General features: G+C 52.2%; 13 protein-coding genes. 3 read left to right on the top strand and 10 right to left on the bottom strand.

Annotated features, from left to right (window positions below; all coding sequences use genetic code 11):
• Positions 1 to 302 precede the first annotated feature (302 nt).
• Both mfd and EQU24_RS12435 read left to right on the top strand, forming a co-directional pair.
• Positions 303 to 3,764 carry a transcription-repair coupling factor gene (gene mfd, locus EQU24_RS12440; RefSeq protein ID WP_017839190.1) on the top strand — a complete coding sequence of 1,154 codons (3,462 nt, stop codon included), beginning with the start codon at positions 303 to 305 and terminating at the stop codon, positions 3,762 to 3,764.
• A 113-nt stretch (positions 3,765 to 3,877) separates the two neighbouring features.
• The gene (locus EQU24_RS12435) at positions 3,878 to 4,156 is read left to right on the top strand and encodes a YgiT-type zinc finger protein (RefSeq protein WP_083877606.1); all 279 of its coding nucleotides are present in this window, start codon (positions 3,878 to 3,880) and stop codon (positions 4,154 to 4,156) included.
• A 184-nt stretch (positions 4,157 to 4,340) separates the two neighbouring features.
• Here the strand turns inward: EQU24_RS12435 and EQU24_RS12430 are convergent, their stop codons facing one another.
• The gene (locus tag EQU24_RS12430) at positions 4,341 to 5,096 is read right to left on the bottom strand and encodes an RES family NAD+ phosphorylase (RefSeq protein WP_051056231.1); all 756 of its coding nucleotides are present in this window, start codon (positions 5,094 to 5,096) and stop codon (positions 4,341 to 4,343) included.
• Positions 5,053 to 5,523, bottom strand: a complete 471-nt coding sequence (locus tag EQU24_RS12425) for an MbcA/ParS/Xre antitoxin family protein (protein ID WP_017839193.1) — start codon at positions 5,521 to 5,523, stop codon at positions 5,053 to 5,055. The genes EQU24_RS12430 and EQU24_RS12425 overlap by 44 nt, the downstream gene beginning before the upstream one ends.
• Positions 5,524 to 6,033: 510 nt before the next feature.
• Here EQU24_RS12425 and EQU24_RS12420 point away from each other — a divergent pair.
• The gene (locus EQU24_RS12420) at positions 6,034 to 7,362 is read left to right on the top strand and encodes a DUF3422 family protein (protein ID WP_017839195.1); all 1,329 of its coding nucleotides are present in this window, start codon (positions 6,034 to 6,036) and stop codon (positions 7,360 to 7,362) included.
• Between the two features lie 185 nt (positions 7,363 to 7,547).
• Here EQU24_RS12420 and EQU24_RS12415 read toward each other — a convergent pair whose 3' ends face one another.
• The 8 genes from EQU24_RS12415 to EQU24_RS12380 all read right to left on the bottom strand — a co-directional run bounded on the left by EQU24_RS12415 (position 7,548) and on the right by EQU24_RS12380 (position 20,490).
• Positions 7,548 to 8,837, bottom strand: a complete 1,290-nt coding sequence (locus EQU24_RS12415) for a TRAP transporter large permease (RefSeq protein ID WP_017839196.1) — start codon at positions 8,835 to 8,837, stop codon at positions 7,548 to 7,550.
• The gene (locus EQU24_RS12410) at positions 8,837 to 9,268 is read right to left on the bottom strand and encodes a TRAP transporter small permease (protein ID WP_201764842.1); all 432 of its coding nucleotides are present in this window, start codon (positions 9,266 to 9,268) and stop codon (positions 8,837 to 8,839) included. Before EQU24_RS12410 ends, EQU24_RS12415 begins: the two co-directional genes overlap by 1 nt.
• Before the next feature lie 52 nt (positions 9,269 to 9,320).
• Complete coding sequence (locus EQU24_RS12405) at positions 9,321 to 10,325, bottom strand: TRAP transporter substrate-binding protein (RefSeq protein ID WP_014148082.1); 1,005 nt, start codon at positions 10,323 to 10,325, stop codon at positions 9,321 to 9,323.
• A gap of 3 nt (positions 10,326 to 10,328) precedes the next feature.
• Positions 10,329 to 11,189 (bottom strand): TRAP transporter TatT component family protein, encoded by an 861-nt coding sequence (locus tag EQU24_RS12400; protein WP_017839198.1) that lies wholly within the window; start codon positions 11,187 to 11,189, stop codon positions 10,329 to 10,331.
• A 155-nt stretch (positions 11,190 to 11,344) separates the two neighbouring features.
• Positions 11,345 to 11,770 (bottom strand): acyl-CoA thioesterase, encoded by a 426-nt coding sequence (locus EQU24_RS12395; RefSeq protein ID WP_017839199.1) that lies wholly within the window; start codon positions 11,768 to 11,770, stop codon positions 11,345 to 11,347.
• A 1-nt stretch (position 11,771) separates the two neighbouring features.
• On the bottom strand, positions 11,772 to 17,600 hold the full coding sequence (locus tag EQU24_RS12390; protein ID WP_017839200.1) for a type I polyketide synthase: 5,829 nt from the start codon (positions 17,598 to 17,600) through the stop codon (positions 11,772 to 11,774).
• Positions 17,597 to 18,538 carry an RnfABCDGE type electron transport complex subunit D gene (locus EQU24_RS12385; protein WP_017839201.1) on the bottom strand — a complete coding sequence of 314 codons (942 nt, stop codon included), beginning with the start codon at positions 18,536 to 18,538 and terminating at the stop codon, positions 17,597 to 17,599. Before EQU24_RS12385 ends, EQU24_RS12390 begins: the two co-directional genes overlap by 4 nt.
• Positions 18,535 to 20,490, bottom strand: coding sequence for a CRTAC1 family protein (locus EQU24_RS12380; RefSeq protein ID WP_014148087.1), 1,956 nt, complete (start codon positions 20,488 to 20,490; stop codon positions 18,535 to 18,537). The genes EQU24_RS12385 and EQU24_RS12380 overlap by 4 nt, the downstream gene beginning before the upstream one ends.
• Positions 20,491 to 20,513 lie beyond the last annotated feature (23 nt).

Here is a 20,513-nt window from a genome sequence, read left to right as displayed (position 1 = left end):
CTATTTTAGGGAGGGTTTGGTAATTCGATTGGCAGGTGTCGGCAGCAGGGCAGATTTTTGCTCTATGCAAGATCTGCATTCACGGCATCCCTGGCGTTCGAGTTGCCGTCTTCGATAGACACATCCCATACCTTTTTTCATAGACGGTTTTTCGATCAAAAGGGAGTCAGGTGAAACCGCCTATTTGAAGATCGTTAGAATTAACGTTTCCGCCATTCTAAATTTCAAATGCATCTACTGAGAAGCTGACAACGAAAAGTATATAATACCCTTTTTAAATTTCTCAATTTTGACTCCGAGTCATGTCCAAACATCAAGATTTGATTTTCCCCACCGAAATTTCATTACAACCGCATACCATTTCAATTTGGACAGGTTTAAACGGTTGCGGCGATTCGCTTGCGTTGGCATCGGCGATACAACAAGAAAAGCGCTTATTCGTGATTATTACGCAGGATAGTCAAACTGCATTGCGTCTTGAGCATGAACTGGCGTTCTTTCTGCAAAATAAGCATCCCATTTTGCATTTCCCCGACTGGGAAATCCTGCCTTACGATGTATTTTCGCCGCTGCCGGACATCGTCTCGGAACGCCTGAAAACGCTCGCGGTGCTGCCCGAAGTACAACGCGGCGCGCTGATCGTACCGGTCTCGACTCTAATGCACAGGCTTGCGCCGCGAGATCATGTTCTGGCCAACAGTTTTTCAATCGCCGTCGGCGATACCTTCAATCTGGAGCTGAACCGCTCAAAACTCGAAAGCGTCGGCTATCAGTGCGTGTCTCAGGTCTATCAGCATGGCGAATTCGCGGTGCGTGGCGCCATCGTAGATCTGTTTCCGATGGGCAGCAGGGTGCCGTACCGTATCGAATTGTTCGACGAAGACATCGAATCGATCCGCACCTTCGATCCCGAGACGCAGCTTTCGGTTGAAAAAATCGACCGCATACAATTGTTTCCGGCGCGCGAATTTCCGTTCACCGACGAGGCGATCAAGCATTTCCGCCAAGCCTTTCGAACCCGTTTCCCGAATGCCTCGCAGAAAAACAGTCTTTATCTAGATGTCAGCAAAGGCGTCGCGTTCGGCGGCATCGAATATTATTTGCCGTTGTTCGTCGAAAGCACCGCAGCGCTATTCGATTATCTGCCCGATTCTGCGGTGTTGGTCACGGCCGACAATTTTGCGCAAAGCACCGAGTCTTTCTACAGCGAGGCAAAAGAGCGTTACGAACAACGCAAATATGATGTGGAGCGGCCGCTGCTCGAACCCGAAACCTTGTTCCTGTCGCCGGGAGAAATGCGCGAGCGTACCGATAAGTTTACTCGTATTACGTTGAGCCAAACCCAGCTCGGCGGAATTAGCGAGATTGATTTTCGCTGCAAGCCGCTGCCCGAGGTAACGATCGACGCGAAGTTGAAGGAGCCGGCGCGGGCGTTGCAACAGTTTCTCGACGAGTTTCCGGGCAAGGTATTGTTCGTCGCCGAAACGGCCGGACACCGCGAAGACTTGATCGGTAAATTGAGCAAATTCGGCATTAAGACCCAACAAGTCGAACATTGGCACGCGTTTCTGCAATCCGAACAGTCGCCGTGCATGGTCGTCGCGCCGATGGATCAAGGCTTGTGGCTGGATTCGCCGCCGCTCGCCGTGATTACCGAAAGCCAGTTGAGCGGCGAAAAAGTCCAACAGCGCCGCCGTCGCCGTAAATCGGCCGCGAAAGAACTCGAAAACATCGTCAATAATCTGAACGAATTGACGATCGGCTCGCCGGTTGTGCATGTCGAGCACGGCGTCGGACGCTATATGGGACTGCAAACCCTCGAGCTCGGCGGCATGACCGCGGAATTCCTGATGCTCGAATACGCGAACAACGACAAACTCTACGTGCCGGTCTCGTCGCTGAACCTGATCGGCCGCTATACCGGCATCAGCCCCGAAGACGCGCCGCTGCACAGGCTCGGCGGCGACCAGTGGAGTAAGGCAAAGAAAAAGGCGATGGAACGCATTCGCGACGTCGCGGCCGAATTGCTCGACATCCACGCCAAACGCGCGATGAAAAAAGGCCATGCCTTCGATGTCGACAACACCGAATACCAAGCCTTTGCGGCCGCTTTTCCGTTCGAGGAAACGCCGGATCAGCAAACCGCGATCGAAGCGATTCTCGAAGACATGGCCAGCCCGCAGCCGATGGATCGCGTGATCTGCGGCGACGTCGGCTTCGGCAAGACCGAAGTGTCGATGCGCGCGGCCTTCATCGCGGTGCAAAGCGGCAAGCAAGTCGCGGTTCTGGTACCGACCACGCTGTTGGCGCAGCAGCATTATCAGAATTTCCGCGATCGCTTCGCCGACTGGCCGGTGCGCATCGAAGTGATGTCGCGTTTTGTCACGCCGAAGCAGCAAAAAGCGATTCTCGAAGACCTGGAGCAGGGCAAGGTCGATATCGTGATCGGTACGCATAAACTGTTGTCGAACGAGATCAAATACCGCGAGCTCGGCCTGGTCGTCATCGACGAGGAACACCGTTTTGGTGTGCGCCAGAAGGAGCATTTCAAGAAGCTGCGCAACGAGATCGACATGCTGACGCTGACCGCGACGCCTATTCCGAGAACCTTGAACATGGCGATGTCGGGTCTGCGCGAAATCTCGATCATCGCGAGCCCGCCGCCAAACCGCCACGCGATCAAGACCTTCATCAGCGAATGGATCGACTCGCAAATCAAAGAGGCCTGTCAGCGCGAAATCAAGCGCGGCGGTCAAGTGTTCTTTCTGCATAACGACGTCAAAACGATGGAGAAAATGGCGCGCCAGCTCGAAAACCTGGTGCCCGAGGCGCGCATCGAAATCGCGCACGGCCAGATGCCCGAGCGCGAACTGGAAAAAATCATGCTCGATTTCTATCACCAGCGCTTCAACTTATTGCTCAGCACGACGATTATCGAAAGCGGCATCGACATACCCAGCGCGAATACGATCGTGATCAATCGCGCCGACAAGCTCGGTCTCGCGCAATTGCATCAATTGCGCGGCCGGGTAGGGCGCTCGCATCATCGGGCCTATGCCTATTTCGTGATTCCGCCGAAAACGGTCATGACCAAGGACGCCTTAAAACGGCTCGAAGCGCTCGAAGCGTCGGGCGACCTCGGCGCGGGCTTCATGCTGTCGTCGCACGACATGGAAATTCGCGGTGCCGGCGAATTGCTCGGCGACGAACAAAGCGGGCAAATCCAGGAAATCGGCTTCACGCTCTACACCGATCTGCTCGAACGCGCGGTCAACGCATTGAAATCAGGCCGCCAGCCCGAGCTTGACGCGCCGATGGAAACCGGTCCCGAAGTCGATTTGCAGTCGCCGGCATTGATTCCCGAAGATTACCTGCCCGACATCCATGCCAGACTGGTGCTGTATAAACGCATCGCCAGCGCCGACACGCACGACGACCTGAGAGCCCTGCAAATCGAAATGATCGATCGCTTCGGTCTGCTGCCGGAACCGGTCAAGACGTTGTTCAGCGTTGCCGAATTGAAACAGCAAGCCGAAAAACTCGGCATCAAGAAAATCGAAGCGAACGCCGGCGGCGGCCGCATCGTGTTCTCGCACGAACCGAAGATCGACGCGGCCAGTCTGATCGAATTGATACAAACGCAGGCGCAAGTCTACAAATTCGACGGCGCGGATAAATTGCGCTTCATCATGCCGTTCAACGCAACGGAAGAAAAGCTGGAGTTCATCGAGGCATTGTTGAAACAGTTGGCGCCGGCGGATTGATTACAGCGTTGTGGGAGCGATGCCCAGATCGCGACTGATGATTGGGCGGTAATGATCACGGTCTATAAACCGGATTCCGCGCGTTGGAATGATTGGAAGGTGAGGGTGAAGAAATGATTCCATTTGAAAAATGCCCTGTATGCGGTGGCGAGCTTGAAACTAAACCGGTAGAGAAACTATTGCGAGGCGGTGGCAACACTCTGTCATTTAGGGTAACAGCAGAAGTTTGCCGACAGTGCGGAGAACGACTTTATGCGGTGGATGTTGTTAGGTCTTTTGAAGAAATCCGAGCCAAGCTCCAGAAACAGGAGTTTGATCATCTCAAGCCACTTGGACGGTCATTTACTGTTGACAACGATTGGTCGAACAAAGCCATTCAGCCAAGCGCTTAACTTGACTCTAAACCTCAAAAATATCAATCATCCAAGCAGGTATTTCTCCACCATGAGTATAACCGAACTTCATAAATTACCCGCCATGGAGAAACTGAAGATAATTGAAGAACTTTGGAGCGATTTGATCTACGACGGGTATACAACGCTTTTACGCCAAATGTCCGGCCGATAAATTGTTGTTTTAATGGGTTCTATCTCTCTTGCTTGGCTTATATTCCGTTTTTACATACACGTTTGAAAAATCAGAACCATCCCAAACATAACAGTAATGTTTACCTTGGCGTACGGGTGACAAAGCCTTAGGTCTAAATATTGCGATACACTCTCCACCCTGGCGCCTGACGCTATCGTAAACGATACCGTTTGAGCCATTATTGCGAAGTTCACGCGCAAGCGTCTGAGGATAAGAATATTGATCCGGACTGGACTTATAAATATCCTGCATGTCGCTCTGTTTGCCACGGATATCGTGAAACTCTGTGTTTATGTCCGACGCATAGCTGCGCATGTCTATTTCTATTGGCGGCTGATTGGTTGCCTCAAGAAATCGTTTCCTATGAAACTTGGTTTCCTCAATAGCGGTATCAATATCCTTTGCCGCGTAATATACGCCATATGAGCCATCGGTAAAGCGGCTGCCTTCCGGATTTAAATGCGTGAATGCGGCCATGATTGGCGTTGTTCCCGGGCCTGAAATTCGTTCGTCCGGCGGGACAAGAAAAATCTCTCCGGCCTCTTCGCGTAAACGGTCATTGGTTAGGCTTTCAATAAAGAAAACCACTTCCAAATCCTCCGGGTCTGCAACTCGATCAAATAGACCAACAGGTGAAAACCTGCTTGGAACGAGTCGCCAGCATGATTTCCAGCTGATTAAAGAGGTCTGCAATAACTCACTACGACCAACCACGTTGGCTATCCAAGTATTGGCGGACGACATAAAGATCGGCTACATGTCCTGATAACATTCTTTCCAAAGCAGACTGCCCATTAAACGGACTCGCTGAATTTGGTCGGCTCAACCAAGTATCGGCGGCCTCAGGTTTAGGTAAAAGAATTTGCAGCGCCTTGTAGATTCCAAAGATATAGGAAAGCCGCTCAAGCTTATCTTGGGTCAAGTTGGCTTCCTCGGGCTTCTTTTTCCATTTAAAGAAAGTGCTTTTTGAGTCTAATCCCAATAGCTTCATGGCCTGCTCTGTATTAAGCCGCCATGCGTCGGCTATATTGAAGAATGTGTTTAAAGCGCCTTTTGCGATAGAAGATTTATCCTGTGAAAAATTATGTTTAGTACTCTTGTTCATGCCTTCTTCCTGTCTATCCATAGATATAATTACAAAATATGTCCATTTATGCGCTTTGTCAATCATATCTGACTGCACAAAAAATCAAGCATGCGAGGACCATTGAAGCCGTTTGGCGAGGCTATAAGGATTTCGTGATAAATAACGTCCTGTCAAGCGAGTCACCAAACCGCAGCAATTCCCAGTTTGAGCAGTTTCGCCGATTTTAGGGTGTGGGGTATGCCTGTCGAGGAACGCCGTAAACCCATCCATGGGGGCTTGGCGGCAGCTCGAGCGCCAAGGATGGCGTGAATGCAGATTTTGCATGGAGCAAAAATCTGCCCTGCTGCCGACATCCTCGCCAAGCACACCCCACACCCTTTTTGATCTCCAAATTGGGAATTGCTGACCAAACCGCCACAAAGCCTACTATTTGTATAAGTTATTTTGTGCATATTCCTTAGTGGCATTACCCCTTTGACCGCCTCTCGTTTTGATGATCTTGAATTGACAATCAATTTAATATTTTCATCATTATCAACAATCGCTAAACTATGCTGTTATTCAAGAGCGCCCCTGCTTTTCATGTTTCGATAAATGACCACCGACAATAATGTGACGACCTTATTTCCCTTGCCGCAAAACCACCCGCAACGTTTCGTGTTGCACAATGAAGTCCATGCCCGCGCATCGCTGAACTTGGAGTTACCGATCAGGGCCTCTCATCTGGCCTTGCTGTTGACGAGCGATGAAAAACAGCGCGAGCGCGACCATCTGAGCAAGCTCTGCGAGCGATACGGCAAGCCGTGTCCCGAAAACGACGCTAGCCATTTGAGCGAAACCTTCGATACGTTCGAAATCCGGTGGGAGCAGCACAGCGAGTTCAGCACTTACACGTTTTACGTAGCGAATACGCCGGCCGATCCGTTTTCCGACCCTGCGTTGAAGAAAGTGCCGGTCGATTGGCTTTCCGAATTGCCGGGTCAATTGATGGTCGCCGCGCATGCCGTAATCCAACCGGCGGCTGTTGTCAAGAACGGCGACGGTCTCGATATGGCCGCTATTTCCGCCTGTTTCGCGAACAATCCGGTCGTAGGTTCCAGCGTTACCGGCGGGGACGCTCAGGTATTTACCGATTTTAGGATACATGTCGACGGATTCAGCCGTTTTCTGATCGTCGACCATAATTTGCGCTCGGCGCAGGCAGGTCGATTGCTGCATCGTCTGTTCGAAATCGAAGTCTACAGAGTAATGGCACTGCTGGCGTTTCCAATCGCGAAAAAGCTCGCGCCGGAACTGAGGCGGGCCAATCAGAAGCTTTATACGATCACGAATGCAATGGCGCAATCGGACAACAGTAAGGACGCCGGGCTGTTGGACGAATTGACGACGTTGGCTGCCGAAATCGAAAACCATATTTCGACGCATCTGTTTCGATTCACGGCTGCAAGCGCCTACTATCAACTGGTCGGTCAACGTCTAGAGGATTTACGCGAAGTCCGGATTCAAGGCATACAGACGCTCGGCGAATTCATTCGGCGGCGCATGGAACCGGCGATGAATACCTGTTATTCGACCTCCAAACGATTCACATCCTTGTCCGAAAGAGTCGGCAATGCGAGCCAATTATTGCGAACACGAGTCGATATCGTGATCGAGCGGCAGAATCAAGGGCTGCTGAGCTCGATGGCGCGGCGAGCGAAGATGCAGTTCAAGATGCAACAGACCGTTGAAGGCATTTCGATCGTCGCGATCACCTATTACGCGACCGGGCTGATCGGCTCGGTCTCCAAGGCTGCGCGCGCTGCCGGTTGGCCGGTCAATCCGGAGCTCGCGGTAGGCGCGGCGATTCCGTTCGTGATGATAGCGGTCGCGTTGGGCCTGAAACGGATTCACAAAATGATCGAAAAAACGAGCGACGAATAAAGTCGCGTAGTCGGGTTAGTGTTGCGTAACCCGACGTTCTGGAGAAGTCTTATTCCCAAGCTATCGTCTGTGGATCGAACGCCAAGAGAATCAAAATCTGGAGCCGCAGGGTGCTTACTCCCTTTATATACACATCCCATATCTTTTATTCTTAGACGGTTTTTCAATCAAAAGGGAGTAATAGCTTATGACCGACTTGCTTCTAGCCAACTCGGTAAGCCTAATGTGAGTGCCGGCCAATAAGTAATGATCAGTACGGCTAATAGCAGAATGAAGAAAAAAGGCAATGTGGCTTGGTATAGCTGTAATAGAGGTCGCTGGAACCGGTAACTGGCGATAAACAAGTTCATGCCCACCGGTGGCGTGAAGTAGCCGATTTGCATATTCGCCAGAAAAATAATGCCCAAATGCACGGGGTCTACGCCGTAACCGACCGCGATCGGCAGCAGTAACGGAATCATGATGACCAACGCGGCGAAAATGTCGAGCATCATGCCCAAGATCAGCAAAAACACGTTCAGCGCGATAAGAAAGGTCAATCGGCTCGAGATATGATCGTGAACGAATTCGAATAAACGCCCCGGCACATCGGCATCGATCATCACGTTCGTCGAGGCCAGCGAAACGCCTAAAATTACCAGAATGCCGCCGACCATGACCATTGCGCTTCGCATCACGGCAGGCAATTGGCTTAGACTGATTTCGCGGTGAATCAAGACTTCGACAATCAGCACATAGACCGTCGTGACGGCGGCGGCTTCCGATACCGCGAAATAGCCGCTGTAAATGCCGCCCAGCACGATAAACGGCAAAGGCAGTTCCCAGCGCGATTCGCGCAAAGCCTGCCAGGCTTCGTTTACGGTGAATCGAGTCAGTCCGATATCGCGGTTATGCCAATAACTCCAACCCGACAACATGACCAACATCAGCAGACCCGGCATGACGCCGGCCAAAAACAACTCATCGATCGTAAACGGCCGGCCGACGCTCATTTGCTGTGCGATAACGCCGAACAATATCAGTGGTAATGAAGGGGCGAACAGCAAACCCAGGCTGCCGGATGTCGTCACCAAGCCGAGGCTGAAATTTTCACGGTAACCGGCTTTGATCAAGGCCGGATAAAGCAAGGCGCCCAATGCGACGATCGTGACGCCCGAAGCGCCGGTAAACGCTGTCAACAATGCGCAAGCCGTCAATGAAACCATGGCCAGGCCGCCGGGCAACCAGCCTAGCAGCGCTTGCGTCAGGCGCATCAGCCTTGCCGGCGCTTGGCTTTCGCTTAATAAGAAACCTGCAAACGTAAACAGCGGAATCGCCAGTAATATCGACATATCGGCCAGGCGGTAAAACTCGATCGCCACGACCATCAAGTCGATTTCGTTATGATAAAACCCGAGCAGGGCGCTGGCGGCAATAATCGCGAACAATGGAGTGCCCAAGAGCGCCAGAACGATTAGCGCAACTGCGATGAGCATCAGGGCGCCTCTCTATTCAGCAAGACCGAAAGCCCATGCAATACAAAGCGCAGGCTCATGATGCCGAAGCCGAATGGGATAATTAGTTGGCAAATCCAGACAGGAACCGAGGCGAATGCCGTAGTCGCATCTTGATAGTCCATCAGCGTCAATCGCGCGCCTTGCCAAGCCAGTAGTGCGCAAATGATAGCGGTAAACCAGTGGCTGATGAGTTGAGCGGGTATTTTCAGAAATGGGGGCAGGTACTTGCTAAGGACATCGATGCTGATATGGTTATTATCGCGGGTTGCGGCCATCGCCCCGAGCAGCGCGATCCATAGCACTAGGATACGCAGCAGCGGGTCGGCCCAGTCCAAGCCGGCGCCCCAAACGTTTCGCAGCACGACCTGGCCGATGGCCAGCAAAATCATCGCGGCGAGTACTAACGCCAAAATGCCGTCTTCTAGCCGCCTTAAACCGTTGATGAGACGCCGACACATGGAGCTAGTGGACTGAGCCTTGGCGAAAGTCGTTTAAATGCCGTCTTAGGGTCTCGATAATCGATTGGCTGAGAATGCCTTCCCGTTCCATTTTCGATTTAGTGTCTTCGAGCATCGCCTGCCAGTTTTTTCGATCGTTTTCATCGGTTGCGACGAATTGAATGCCTTGGTTGCGTAAAACCCTGAGCGCTTCGGCATTATCGCGGCGATTGATACTGTTGAATTCCTTATAAACCGCGCCGATTACATCGCGAACGATTCGTTGATCGTCCGGCCTTAATCGCGAGAAGGCCCGTGCTTGAACGATCATCGTACCGTACAAATAAGCCAACGGTTCATCGGTAACAAATTTGACGCGGGCGTGCCATTGCAGCGCAATCGCGCCCATCGGCGAGCTGGCGACCGTATTGATCAGGCCGGTTTGCAATGCGGTCATTACATCGGTTAACGGTAGCGATATCGGGGATACGCCGATGGTTTGAAAAGCGCTTCGGCTGATGTAATCGCCTTCGGGAATCCATATCTTTTGGCCTTTCAGGTCTTCGACCCGCGACACCGGTTTGTCCGACATCAAATAGGCAAAACCGCCTTCGCTCAGACCGAAGCTGATGAAACCGTTTTGCTCGAGTCCCTTGACGATCAAATCGTCCATGCGCGAGCGCACATAATCGACTTCGTCGAAAGAGCGAAAAATCAACGGCAAGCTATACACCTGCGAATCCGGGTAAATGTCCTTCAAACCGCCGCCGGGAATAATGCCGCCTTGTAACTGATTGACATTGATTTTACGCATCACGCTGGCGTCGTTGCCCATGATACCGCCCGGGTAAAACCGAAAGGTAACGCGACCGTTCGTGCGCCGTTTAATCTCGTCGGCAGCTTCGCGCATTTTTTCCATCCAGACCGTACCGTCCGGCGAAGCTGTTGCGATTTTGAGCATTTGCGATAGGGCCGGCGGCGAAAAAACCGTCAGGCACATTAAAAACAGAGTCGCGATTAAATGATGCATAAGTCACTCTTGGAAGTAGCTGTCGGATTCGGCCAGTAATTGTTGGGCTTCTTGTTGCGCCATGGTATTGGAAAGGGACAGGCCCGGCACATTCGGGTCAGCCTGCAGTACTTCGCGCAGCAAACGGTCGTGGAGATCACGATCATACAGCATCCGAGCATAATTGCGTGCCAAGGCGACCTTGACGGCCAGATCGTTACCGCGCGACAGTTCTATCGCGCGCTCGAAATGGCTTTTAGCGGTTTCCGGATCGCCGCCCAAAGCCGGCGATAATTGCGAGCGGAGCAGTCCCAGATAGAAATGCGCCCGTCCGGAATCGAAGGACTCGTCCAATTCGAGTATTCTTTCGAATAACGATTCGATTTTCGGTCGGTCGGCAATAGCATCCCAATCGCGGCTGTGAGCTTGCAGCCACGAAGCCCAAGTCAGTCCGTAGGTGTACAGAACATTCAAGGATGCACGATCGGCATTTTGCAAAGCCGGTGCGAAAGCGTCATGAGGCAATCGGTCGATCCGACATAGGGAGTGCCGTTCCAAACACAGAGCCCGTTCGGCGTAAGCGCGCGCTTTATTGCTGAGGTTACGGGCACGGGACGTCTCCCTCACCAATTCCGATGCATATAATGCATAGAGCTTAGCGCCGGAAACCAGCAGGTCCGTATTTTCCGGTTGTTGCTCGATCAATCCGTCGGTCATCAATAGATAAGCCGGCAAGCCTTTGCGCACGATCTCGATGTCGTTCTGATCGAGAATTGCCGAGGACAGAGAGTCGGAAAGGTTTTGAAGGGAAGCGCTCACGCAGCCCATCAAAAACGCCGATAAAACCGGCAATAAAATAAATCGGGTTAATTTCGCTATGGCCATAGGATTATTCAGAAAAATTCGATATTCGGCCGGTCATTATACCTTTATTGATCAGCGAAAGAGTACAGAAGCTAAAAGCGGATCGCTAAAGAGTAGAATCTATAATCGCTGCTTCGGGGTTGCATAAATTCGGAGTTGAATCCAAGATTGAATTTTCAGATTTCAAATTCGTATAACGCCAAGCGTAGCGATTGAGGAAGTGGCGTAGGGCGCATTGTCGTTCCCTCTTTCATCATAGAGGCGATTTGTTGTTCGCCGCTGGCGATCAATTCTTCAGTATTTTCTTGACGGACTCTTAGATAATCAAATTTCATCGTAACGCGATTTTGTGTGATCTGAGTTGCAAACATTTTTATGAGCACTTCGTCCAATGCGAACAACTCCTGAAAATATTCGCACGATACCCGCGTCGTTACTAGGCTTAACCCTTGCCCAAGCGCATCGATCACGTCGGGTGCATAATCGCGTAGAAACATTTCACGTACTCGGCCTTGCCAACGTATATGGTTGGCGAAATAGACATTGCCGACCAAGTTGGTTTCTTCAAAACTAACGATGTGCCGATATTCGTAGGCTTTCATATTACTTCCCGAATGCTGCCGGCGATTTTGATTGGCGATTTTGTTCGATCAATATCGAAAACATCAATGGCGAAGAAGTGCCTTTGAGCTTTGCGATGTAGGTGGCAATGACGAAAGGGCCGGCTGTAAAAGTGACCCATCCGTCTTTTTCAGCCGATTGTAAGGTCAACGGGTGATTGGCGCTTGCGCCTGCTTTTTTCAAGCATTCGATGGCACCCCAAACGCGGGTCGCCGTTCGATCCAGGTTTTCTCCGAATTGTTCGACGGTCAACCGCGCCAATGCAAAGCGTTCTTTGCCGAGTAAGTCTTCCCACGCGGTAATCGGCCGATCGGTAACGGTTTCTAAATCGCAAGCGACTTGTGATTCGCTTGTAACCGCGAAAACCCAACCCTCAGCATGTGCTACGGAAATCGTTCGGCCATCGACGGATTCGGGTTTGCCGTCGCTACGGCGCAAAATAGTGTTTTTATTGCCCAAGGCCAATTTTATCGCAGTCTTTGTCGGTTCTTCGGCAACATGGCTGTCTTTGCGTAACAAGACGAAGTTCAAATCGTGTGGTTTAACGATTGCATCAATCTTGCGCTGCAGATAAGGCGCAATTAAACCAACATGCCAAGTTTCCCAATCGATGTTCGTAATCTCGCGCAAATGTAGGCCTTGCCAAATTTCTTTCAAAAAGCCCGCATGGGTTCGAATTTCGAGGTCGTAGCAAAATTCATCGTGTCGTTGCCACCGTTCTCGGGCTAAGACATATGTCGGGCCGTCGATATTCAAGTCTTTCGGTATCCAGCGTTCTAAGGCGGTGGGTAACACGATTGCATGCGGAATGCAGGCTTGAATTGCGTGGAGGGCTGCATCTCGAGTACCGGGATCGCCTATCAGTAAGGTTTGCGGCAAAAAGCGGGCAAACCAAGTTTCTTCCGAAAGGTCTGTGCCGATATCGGCAGTACATTGAAATGCGGAAAGCTGCCGATAGGCTTTTACTTGTCGAAAGCGGCCATCTTGAAAAAATAAAGGGCCGTAAAGTTCGGCGTCCGGGTCGATGGCTATTTTTTGTGGATTAGTTGAATTCTCCTGAGCTGCTTCGTCGCGATAATTATTCGGACAGGCATCGAATCTTAATATCGCATGGAAGTGATCGATTTGGAATGCGGTCTGGCTGAAACGTAGAGCGACCTCGATGCTCTGGTCCTCTTTAACTAAAGCAACGGTGCGCAACGTAACGATCTCGTTGGGAGGCACTACGATCGGGTGGGCAAAACGCAAGTCCTGGAAGGAAGGAGTTTCAGTCCGGCCAGTGACCGACCGGGCTGCTTGCACCATAGCTTCCATTCCGATGACAGCCGGAAAAATATGTTCGCCTTGGTAAACATGATCGTTCAAATAAGGATCGTTGTTTAATGAAATTTCAGAATCGGTCACTAATTCGATTCCCGGATAAAATAGTCCGGGCTTTTCTATAAATCGAAGAAAAGGTAATTCGTTGGTCGGCAGAACCGGCAAAGGCGGAGTAATGCCTAAACGGCCGCTTATTACCACGTTTGAACTCGGCAATTCCAAATCCAGCAACCGGTTCAACCATTCGATGCCTTGTTCCGGCGATATCGGGCTAATCCCTTCACGTAATAAAGTGTCGATACGGCCTAAGCGCTCACCCATGCCGACGCCCGACCATATAGACCATTCGAGAGAAAGGCAACGACAAGCGGGGTTACGCTCTTTGAACGAATCGGTTTCATGGCTCAGCCAAGCATTCGCCAATGCATAATCTGCTTCGCCGCGCATTCCAACGCGGCCAATAATCGAGCTGAAGTTAATTAATAGCTTGAGTTTGCCGGAGTCGACCGATGCCAGTAGATGCTTAAGGCCGGATATTTTGGGAGACAATGTGCGCTTTAGAATCTCAATATCCAAGTCGTGGATCAATCTGGGCTCATTGACGCCTGCGCCATGTAAAATAGCGGTAATCGCGCCGAATTCGGATTCCGCTTGCTTTACGGCGTTGTGAATACTATCCGCATCGCCGACATCGGCGGCATAATAGCGGAATGCGATGTCGGCCTCACTGAAACGCATCAGGTTTTCATCTAACACGGTATCGTTTTCCGGTAATGCGCGTCCCAAGAGTATCAAGCGTAGACCATGCACGCGCGCCAGCGAAAAGGCGCATTCGGCGGCGATGCCTTTACCGCCGCCACTGACTAACAGCACATCGCCCGATGTTAATAACGAATTTCCGCTATCGTCGGCAAGAGTGGCAATTAAACGCAAAACCCGTTCCGATCGTTGTCCTGAACTATCGTAAATCGCTTCACAAAAACCGTCGGCAGCAAGCGTTTCGGCAACAATCCAAGATAACGCTTCTTGGCGATAGGGCGTATCGATAACGCTAACGGATAATCCATCGGCTTCTTCAAACAAGGTTCTTGCAAATGCCGAGGCAAAACCGTTGTGCTGAACCAGAATGAAAGACCTTGGCGTTCCGTCTTGTTCCAACGCGACTTGTGCCGCATCCAACAGTAATCGGTCGTATCCGGAGTCTGGGATGGGAGGGAGACAGAGCAAAACGCCCGTGCCGCCGATCGACTCGAGCCGCTTTAATAAAGGGGCGGCCAGTATATGATCTTCAGGGGCAAATACACGCCAAGACGAAGGCTGTTGTCTTTGACGGTCATTAGAAGAGGGCTTGGCTGGCTTTAATTCGCAGGGGCGCTGTTCGATAGTGAAGGCTCTTACCCAATTTTCTAGTCCTTGAGGCGCTGTATGTCGTTCGATATCGGCGTCATTATTAACGGTGCGCATCGATTCCAAAAATCGGGCTGCTTGGCCAACGGTGGCGTGTGCGTATTCCGTCGGCGCCAACGAAACCGGCAGATTCAGTTTCCGTGCGGCGTCGGCCATAATTTGTCCGATGCTGATCGAGTTAAGATGCAAATCCCGTAACAAATGATGTTGGTCTTGAATTTCCGAAGCGGGCAGTTCAACTTTTTGAGCCAGCATTTGACGAAGTAACTGTAAAGCGTCGAGGCGTTCGGAGGTTTTCGGTAAAGCCTCATTCCGCGGATCACGGATAAGGGCTTCGGTGTTCGTTTTCGGCGCCGAGTCGTTTAAACGGTTTTCGATAGTATCTGTTGGTGCTGCCTCGCAAGGGTTGGATAAAAACGACAAGGGTCGTAACGGGTCGAAATACCGTGTAAATCGATCCGCGAACAAGCCTCGGGTTTTGATTGGCTGCCCAAGCGCGTAAGCCGCGCCGATTGCCATGAGCAGCCCTTGTAAAGACGGCCCCGAGGAATCGAGCGCCACGACAGGCGTGGTGTGGTCGGTTTTAAGTAAGCCGCTGAGTATGCGTCCAGGGCCGACTTCCAGACAAAGATCGCAATGCGGTAGCAGTTTGGTGAGCGCTTCGGTGAAACGAACCGGAGAAGTTAATTGTTCCCCAAGATGTTTTGGAAAATGAATGTCCGACAAAAAATCGCCGGTTACGGTCGATACGACGGGCCGGATAATTGAATGAAAATTCTCGGATTCCAGAGACCGGGTCAATTGCTCGGCGGCAAGCGCCATTGAAGGCGAATGAAAGGCATGTGTAATCGGTAACAGGGTAAATGCAATATCTTGCGCTTGAGCGAGAGTCATCACACGGCGAATGGCATCGGTATCGCCGGCTATCACGCATTGGTTACTGCTGTTCAAACCAGCAACGACGACGCCGGATTCTTGGCCGATTAGCGCTTGCGTGTTGGCTTCATTGGCGCCTATAACCGCCATTGCACCTTCAGACCGTTTATCGGCAGACATGATCGCGCCACGCCGGCGAACGATGCGCATCAAAGCCTGTTCGTCTAAAGCGCCAGCCCAATGCAGGGCAGTTAATTCGCCCAAGCTGTGACCGGCTGCTATTTGCGCTTCGATACCGACGGCGTCAAGTAAGCGCAAGCCTGCGATTTCAGCGAGGGCGATCGCCGGTTGAGCATGACCGGTATCTTCAGGATCGCCTGGTAGCGGCGGTTGTTGGTCATAATATAAGCTGTCGATTTCGCTAAAGCGTTTGCCCATCGCGCCGCCTGTGAACCGTACAGGCGAAGCTTGGCCGGGAAATAAAAAGGCGATGCGCGGAGCCGTTTCGCCACAGCCTAAAAACACGCCTGCTTCGGTATCGAATCCGGAGCTTTTTTCTTCGTCAAGCCAACCGTGCAAAATGCCGAGGTTTTCTTCCAGTTGTTTCGGAGTTGCAGCGACGACAGCAGCGCGGACGCTGCAGGGCTTGATCGCGTTTGTCAGCGCGGCGGCCAAATCGGTCAATTCGGCATAAGAAAGAGAAGGTGCTAATTGCCGCAAGTGTTCGGTCGATTCGATTAGAGCGACCGGGGTTTCGGCGCAGAAAATAAACAACTCGCAATCTTGTCGGCTGCGTATTAGTGCGGTTTCGCGTGACGTTAAGCTTTTTCGGCGAGCCGTCGATGCGCCTTCCAAGGTGACATGTACATTAATACCGCCGAAACCGAAAGAACTGACACCGGCTCTTAACGGCTGTTCTTCTGGCCAGCTAACGCCTGTTTCCAGAAGGCGTAGATTTCCTTGCTCGAATACCCGATGAGGACTGTCGATGGCGGTGGCGGGTGGTAAAATTTGGCTATGCAAAGCCATGAGTGCTTTTGTGAGTCCGGCCATGCCCGCCGCGGCCTTGGTATGGCCGATATTGGCTTTTATCGAACCGATCGTTGCGGGTGTTCGGTTGTCCGCCAGTAATTCGGACAAAGCATTCAGTTCGACTTCATCGCCGACCGCCGTGCCGGTGCCGTGACCTTCAAACAAAGGCACGGTGCCGATTCCATAGCCGGCTCGCCGGTAAGCGCGTTGCATGGCGAGTTGTTGTCCCGATAGTTCAGGGCGGGTCATGCCTCCGCTGCCGTCGGATGAAATTCCCCAGCCGCGAATAAAACCATAACAACGAAGCCCCCTGCCTAAGGCTTCGTCATGTCGCATTAATAAAGCGAAGCCGCAGCCTTCGCCGGGTAAAAATCCGCTTGGATTTCTATCGTAAACCCGCATGCTGCCGCGGGAAAGAGCGCCGACGCGAGAAAAACCGATCAGTTCGAAAGGATCGAGGCTCAAATCGACACCGCCGACCAATGCGGCATCCAAATCGCCCGATTGCAAAGCGGTGCAGGCTTGTGCAACGGCAAGCAACGACGAACTGCAAGCACCGTCAACGGTAAATCCGCCGCCCTGGAAATTGAAAAAGTTGCAGATTCGTCCCGCTATCGTGTTGGCGAGACCGCCTGCCAAGGTTTCCTCGCCGACCGGCTCGAAAGGGGCTTTATAATGTTGTTCCATGAGCCGCAAGAAATCGCGGCGTTTGTCGTTGTCCCAACCTTCGGCGGTCAAGCGTTCGTTTAGCACTCTTTGAACATAGGGCCAGCGCAAACGCATCAAAGCTGCTCGAGAGAACTCTCCGGTCAGCGTATTACCGACAATGACGCCGGTGCTTTCTTTCGGTAAGCCGATACCGTTCGGCAGACCGGCGTCCTCGAGTGCGCGAGCGGCAATATCGAGCGCCAGCCAATGTGTCGTATCGGTGCTACGAAAAGTCGAACCGGCAATGCGGAACTTTTGCCGGTCGAACGAATAACCCTCGAGCACGGCCGCCTCTTTGACGTATATCGAGTCGGAATGCTCGGTCCGGTTCTCTAAATAGTCCTGCAGGTTGAGCCGTTCGGACGGCAAACGCCTAAACGCGCGGCGTTGGGCTAATACGTTTTCCCACAGCGCTTGCGGCGAGTCGGCATCGGGGTAACGGCATGCAATTCCGACAATCGCGATCATTTTCCGGCACTCTCGGCAAGTTGCGCATTCTGGAACAGTCGTTGGCGGTGTGCGATCAGATACAGCCCGGCTCCCCGGCAAGCGCAAACGGCAAATAATGCGATAAACAATCCGAACACGATATTTTCAATCAGCAACAGTGCATAAACGGCGGCAACGGCCAGGCCGAACAGGATTTGGCGCAATGGGTTTAAAGGCGTCGTGGCCGGATCCGGAATCATATAAAGCGTAAACAGGATAAAAGCGGCGCTGGTCATGGGAATCAGAGGTACGATCCAAGGAATATCGAAATACCAACTGCGTAGAAAGGCTTGCAGCAAAAAACCGCCGATCCAGGCGATGCATAACGGTAGACGACCGGTAAAATAAGCATGAACAATAATACCGCTGATTAAAATGAACCCCGGAATAATCCAATGCCAAAGGCCGGTGACGTTTTCGGTGAATTGATAGGGCGGAGCGAGGCCGATCCATGGAAATAGCAGCAAGGTTACCGTAATACCGAAATTCGATGGATTGAAAATATGCTGCGAACCTTGACCGACAGGCGCCCTAAAAACGATTTTGGACGCGATCGATAACGCGGAAGCGAAAATCATCGGCCAAAGCAGTTCGTTCGGATAAATCAGCATACCGACAGCAAGCCCCGGTATTAGGGCTGGTAGCAAAAAGATAAATCGGTCCGATAAGCTGTTTCCGTATCGCGGCGCGCGTCGGGTCGAACGGCTATCCACCCACTCCAAGAGCCAATGCGTGAAACACGCGCTTGCCACGGCGACGATCGGTTGCAGACCGGATTGCTCGAATCCGAGCACGGTATGTCCAAGAATCGTCCAAAGCGTAATGAGAGCGGCAAAATAGCCTAATGCGAACAGGCGTAACTTAGGGCTGCCTTTCGGATAAAAAAAACGGGTCGTGATCGTTTCGTTAATATTCATAAATTTTCCGCCTCTGCTTCGCCGAGTATTACAGTGTGCCAGCCCTGTTCGAGGTTGAGCGTCTTACGGTGCATGCTGCCGGCTTGTCCGCGCCAACGCAGTTCAATCTCCAAAGGAGCATTACCGGACAGTTTTCCAAGTCCGAAATGGAGATCGGGGCTACGTTGACCGGAATGACCGTTTCCACCGTCGACTTGAGCGACTATTTTTTTTCCATTCGGTAAATAAACGGTTGCTTGGGCTCCGATTGCCGGATAAGCGGAAATGTCATGATCCGGATGTCCCTCGATAATTCGAGTATGCGCCGAATCGCCGGCGATTCGAAGGTGTAGACCGATAAAATCGCCGCAGTCAGGGCATTCGTTCCGAAAGAAATACGATCTTTCCCATTGATTGGCTACGACAAAATCCAAGTCGCCGTCTCCGTCGACATCGGCCACGGCAATGCCGCGACTGACCATCGGATCGTCCAGTTGAAGTTCCGATGCTAAATTGTAGAAACGACCGTCCTCGGCGCGCACAAAAAAACCGTTGGCTTCATGGCCACTTAAATCGTCGCCGAGTTTGAAAGAGGGCCAATGCCGAGGATTACTCATCATGCGGTCGTTTCCGGTGCCTAACGCTTGCAATTTTGCCCAACGAGGCGTTTCGCCCTTGACGAAACCGGTCGCGACCAGTGCTTCCGGATAACCGCTGTTATCGAAGTCGGCTAGACGCGTGTCCCAACCCCAACCGGCTCTGGAAAGGCCGAGCTTTTCACTGGCTTGAACATAGGGGGCAACGCCGTCGCGCATGCGTTCCGGCTCGCCGGTGCTCAACCATAATAAATTGCTCTCTTGCAAAGCCCATTCGCTGGTGATATTGCTGACGAATAAATCCAATAGGCCATCGCCGTTGAGATCGCCGAAATCGACGCCCATGCCTTTAAAGGAATCCTGACCCAGCACGAACGATTTCGGCGTGGCGAGGCCCGCTTTACCGCGCAATTCGACCCAATTTAAGCGCCCCGGGGTCGAACGGTTGTGCAGTAAGCGGTCCGGGCCGAAGTCATGCCCTAAATAAAGTTCCGGCAACAAGTCGCCATCCAAGTCGGCCGCGCCGACCGCCAAGGCCCAGCCGTGCTCGGTCGCCGGGTCGAGCACGCCGGTTACGGCTCGATAACGAACATTGGGTTGTTCACCGCTTTCGGCACCGTCCCAAAGCAATAAATGCGTTTTGCCGCCGCTGAACGAGCGGGACTTGGTGTCGTGCATCCGCTCGATGCCTGTGCCGCTTGCATCGAGAATTTGCGCGCCGTCCGAAAAATAGTTGCCGATAACCAAGTCGATATGGCCGTCGCCATCTAAGTCGGCTAGCGTTGCGGCATTGGTAAACCAACGCTCGTTGCCGGGAAAGATATCCACCGGTTTAAAGCTTTCCGCGGTGAGACCGGTGCTATCGCCACGCTGTAAAAAGGCGACCGGAGTGCGCCCCCAGTAATAAATGATAGCATCGAGTAAGCCATCCTCGTTGAGATCGCCGAATAGGCAGCCCATCGGCGCCATCGTCGCGGCATCGAATGCCACGGGCGCCGGATGCAATTCGAATGGCGTATAGCGTTCGCCGGTTTCCGGAACGGGCGCGATGATAACCGAATCGAAGCGCGGATCGACATGGCAGAGATCGTTCGGCAGGCCGTCGCCGTCAAGGTCGCCGAGCGCAACGCTCGCACCGACCGATGAGATCCACGCGGAAATATGTTCCAAGCTTGGATGAACGTTTCTTACCGAACGCGGGTTTTTTCCGGACGGCTCCGGTAACGCCAAGCGGGTAAAGTCGAAGCGTCCGGCGATGGCTTTTCGTTCCGAAGGGCTCAAGCTCGGCGGTTGCATAAAGCCGTAAAGAAGGCCGATCCAAACCAGGGCGGCCAACAGCGTCGCGCGGCGGCGTAGCAGTGGATAAATGCTATTCATATTGCTGGTATCCTCTAAGGTGA

This window comes from Methylotuvimicrobium buryatense (assembly GCF_005931095.1).
GTDB classification, from domain to species: Bacteria; Pseudomonadota; Gammaproteobacteria; order Methylococcales; family Methylomonadaceae; genus Methylotuvimicrobium; species Methylotuvimicrobium buryatense.
This window is presented reverse-complemented; position numbering and strand designations above follow the sequence as displayed.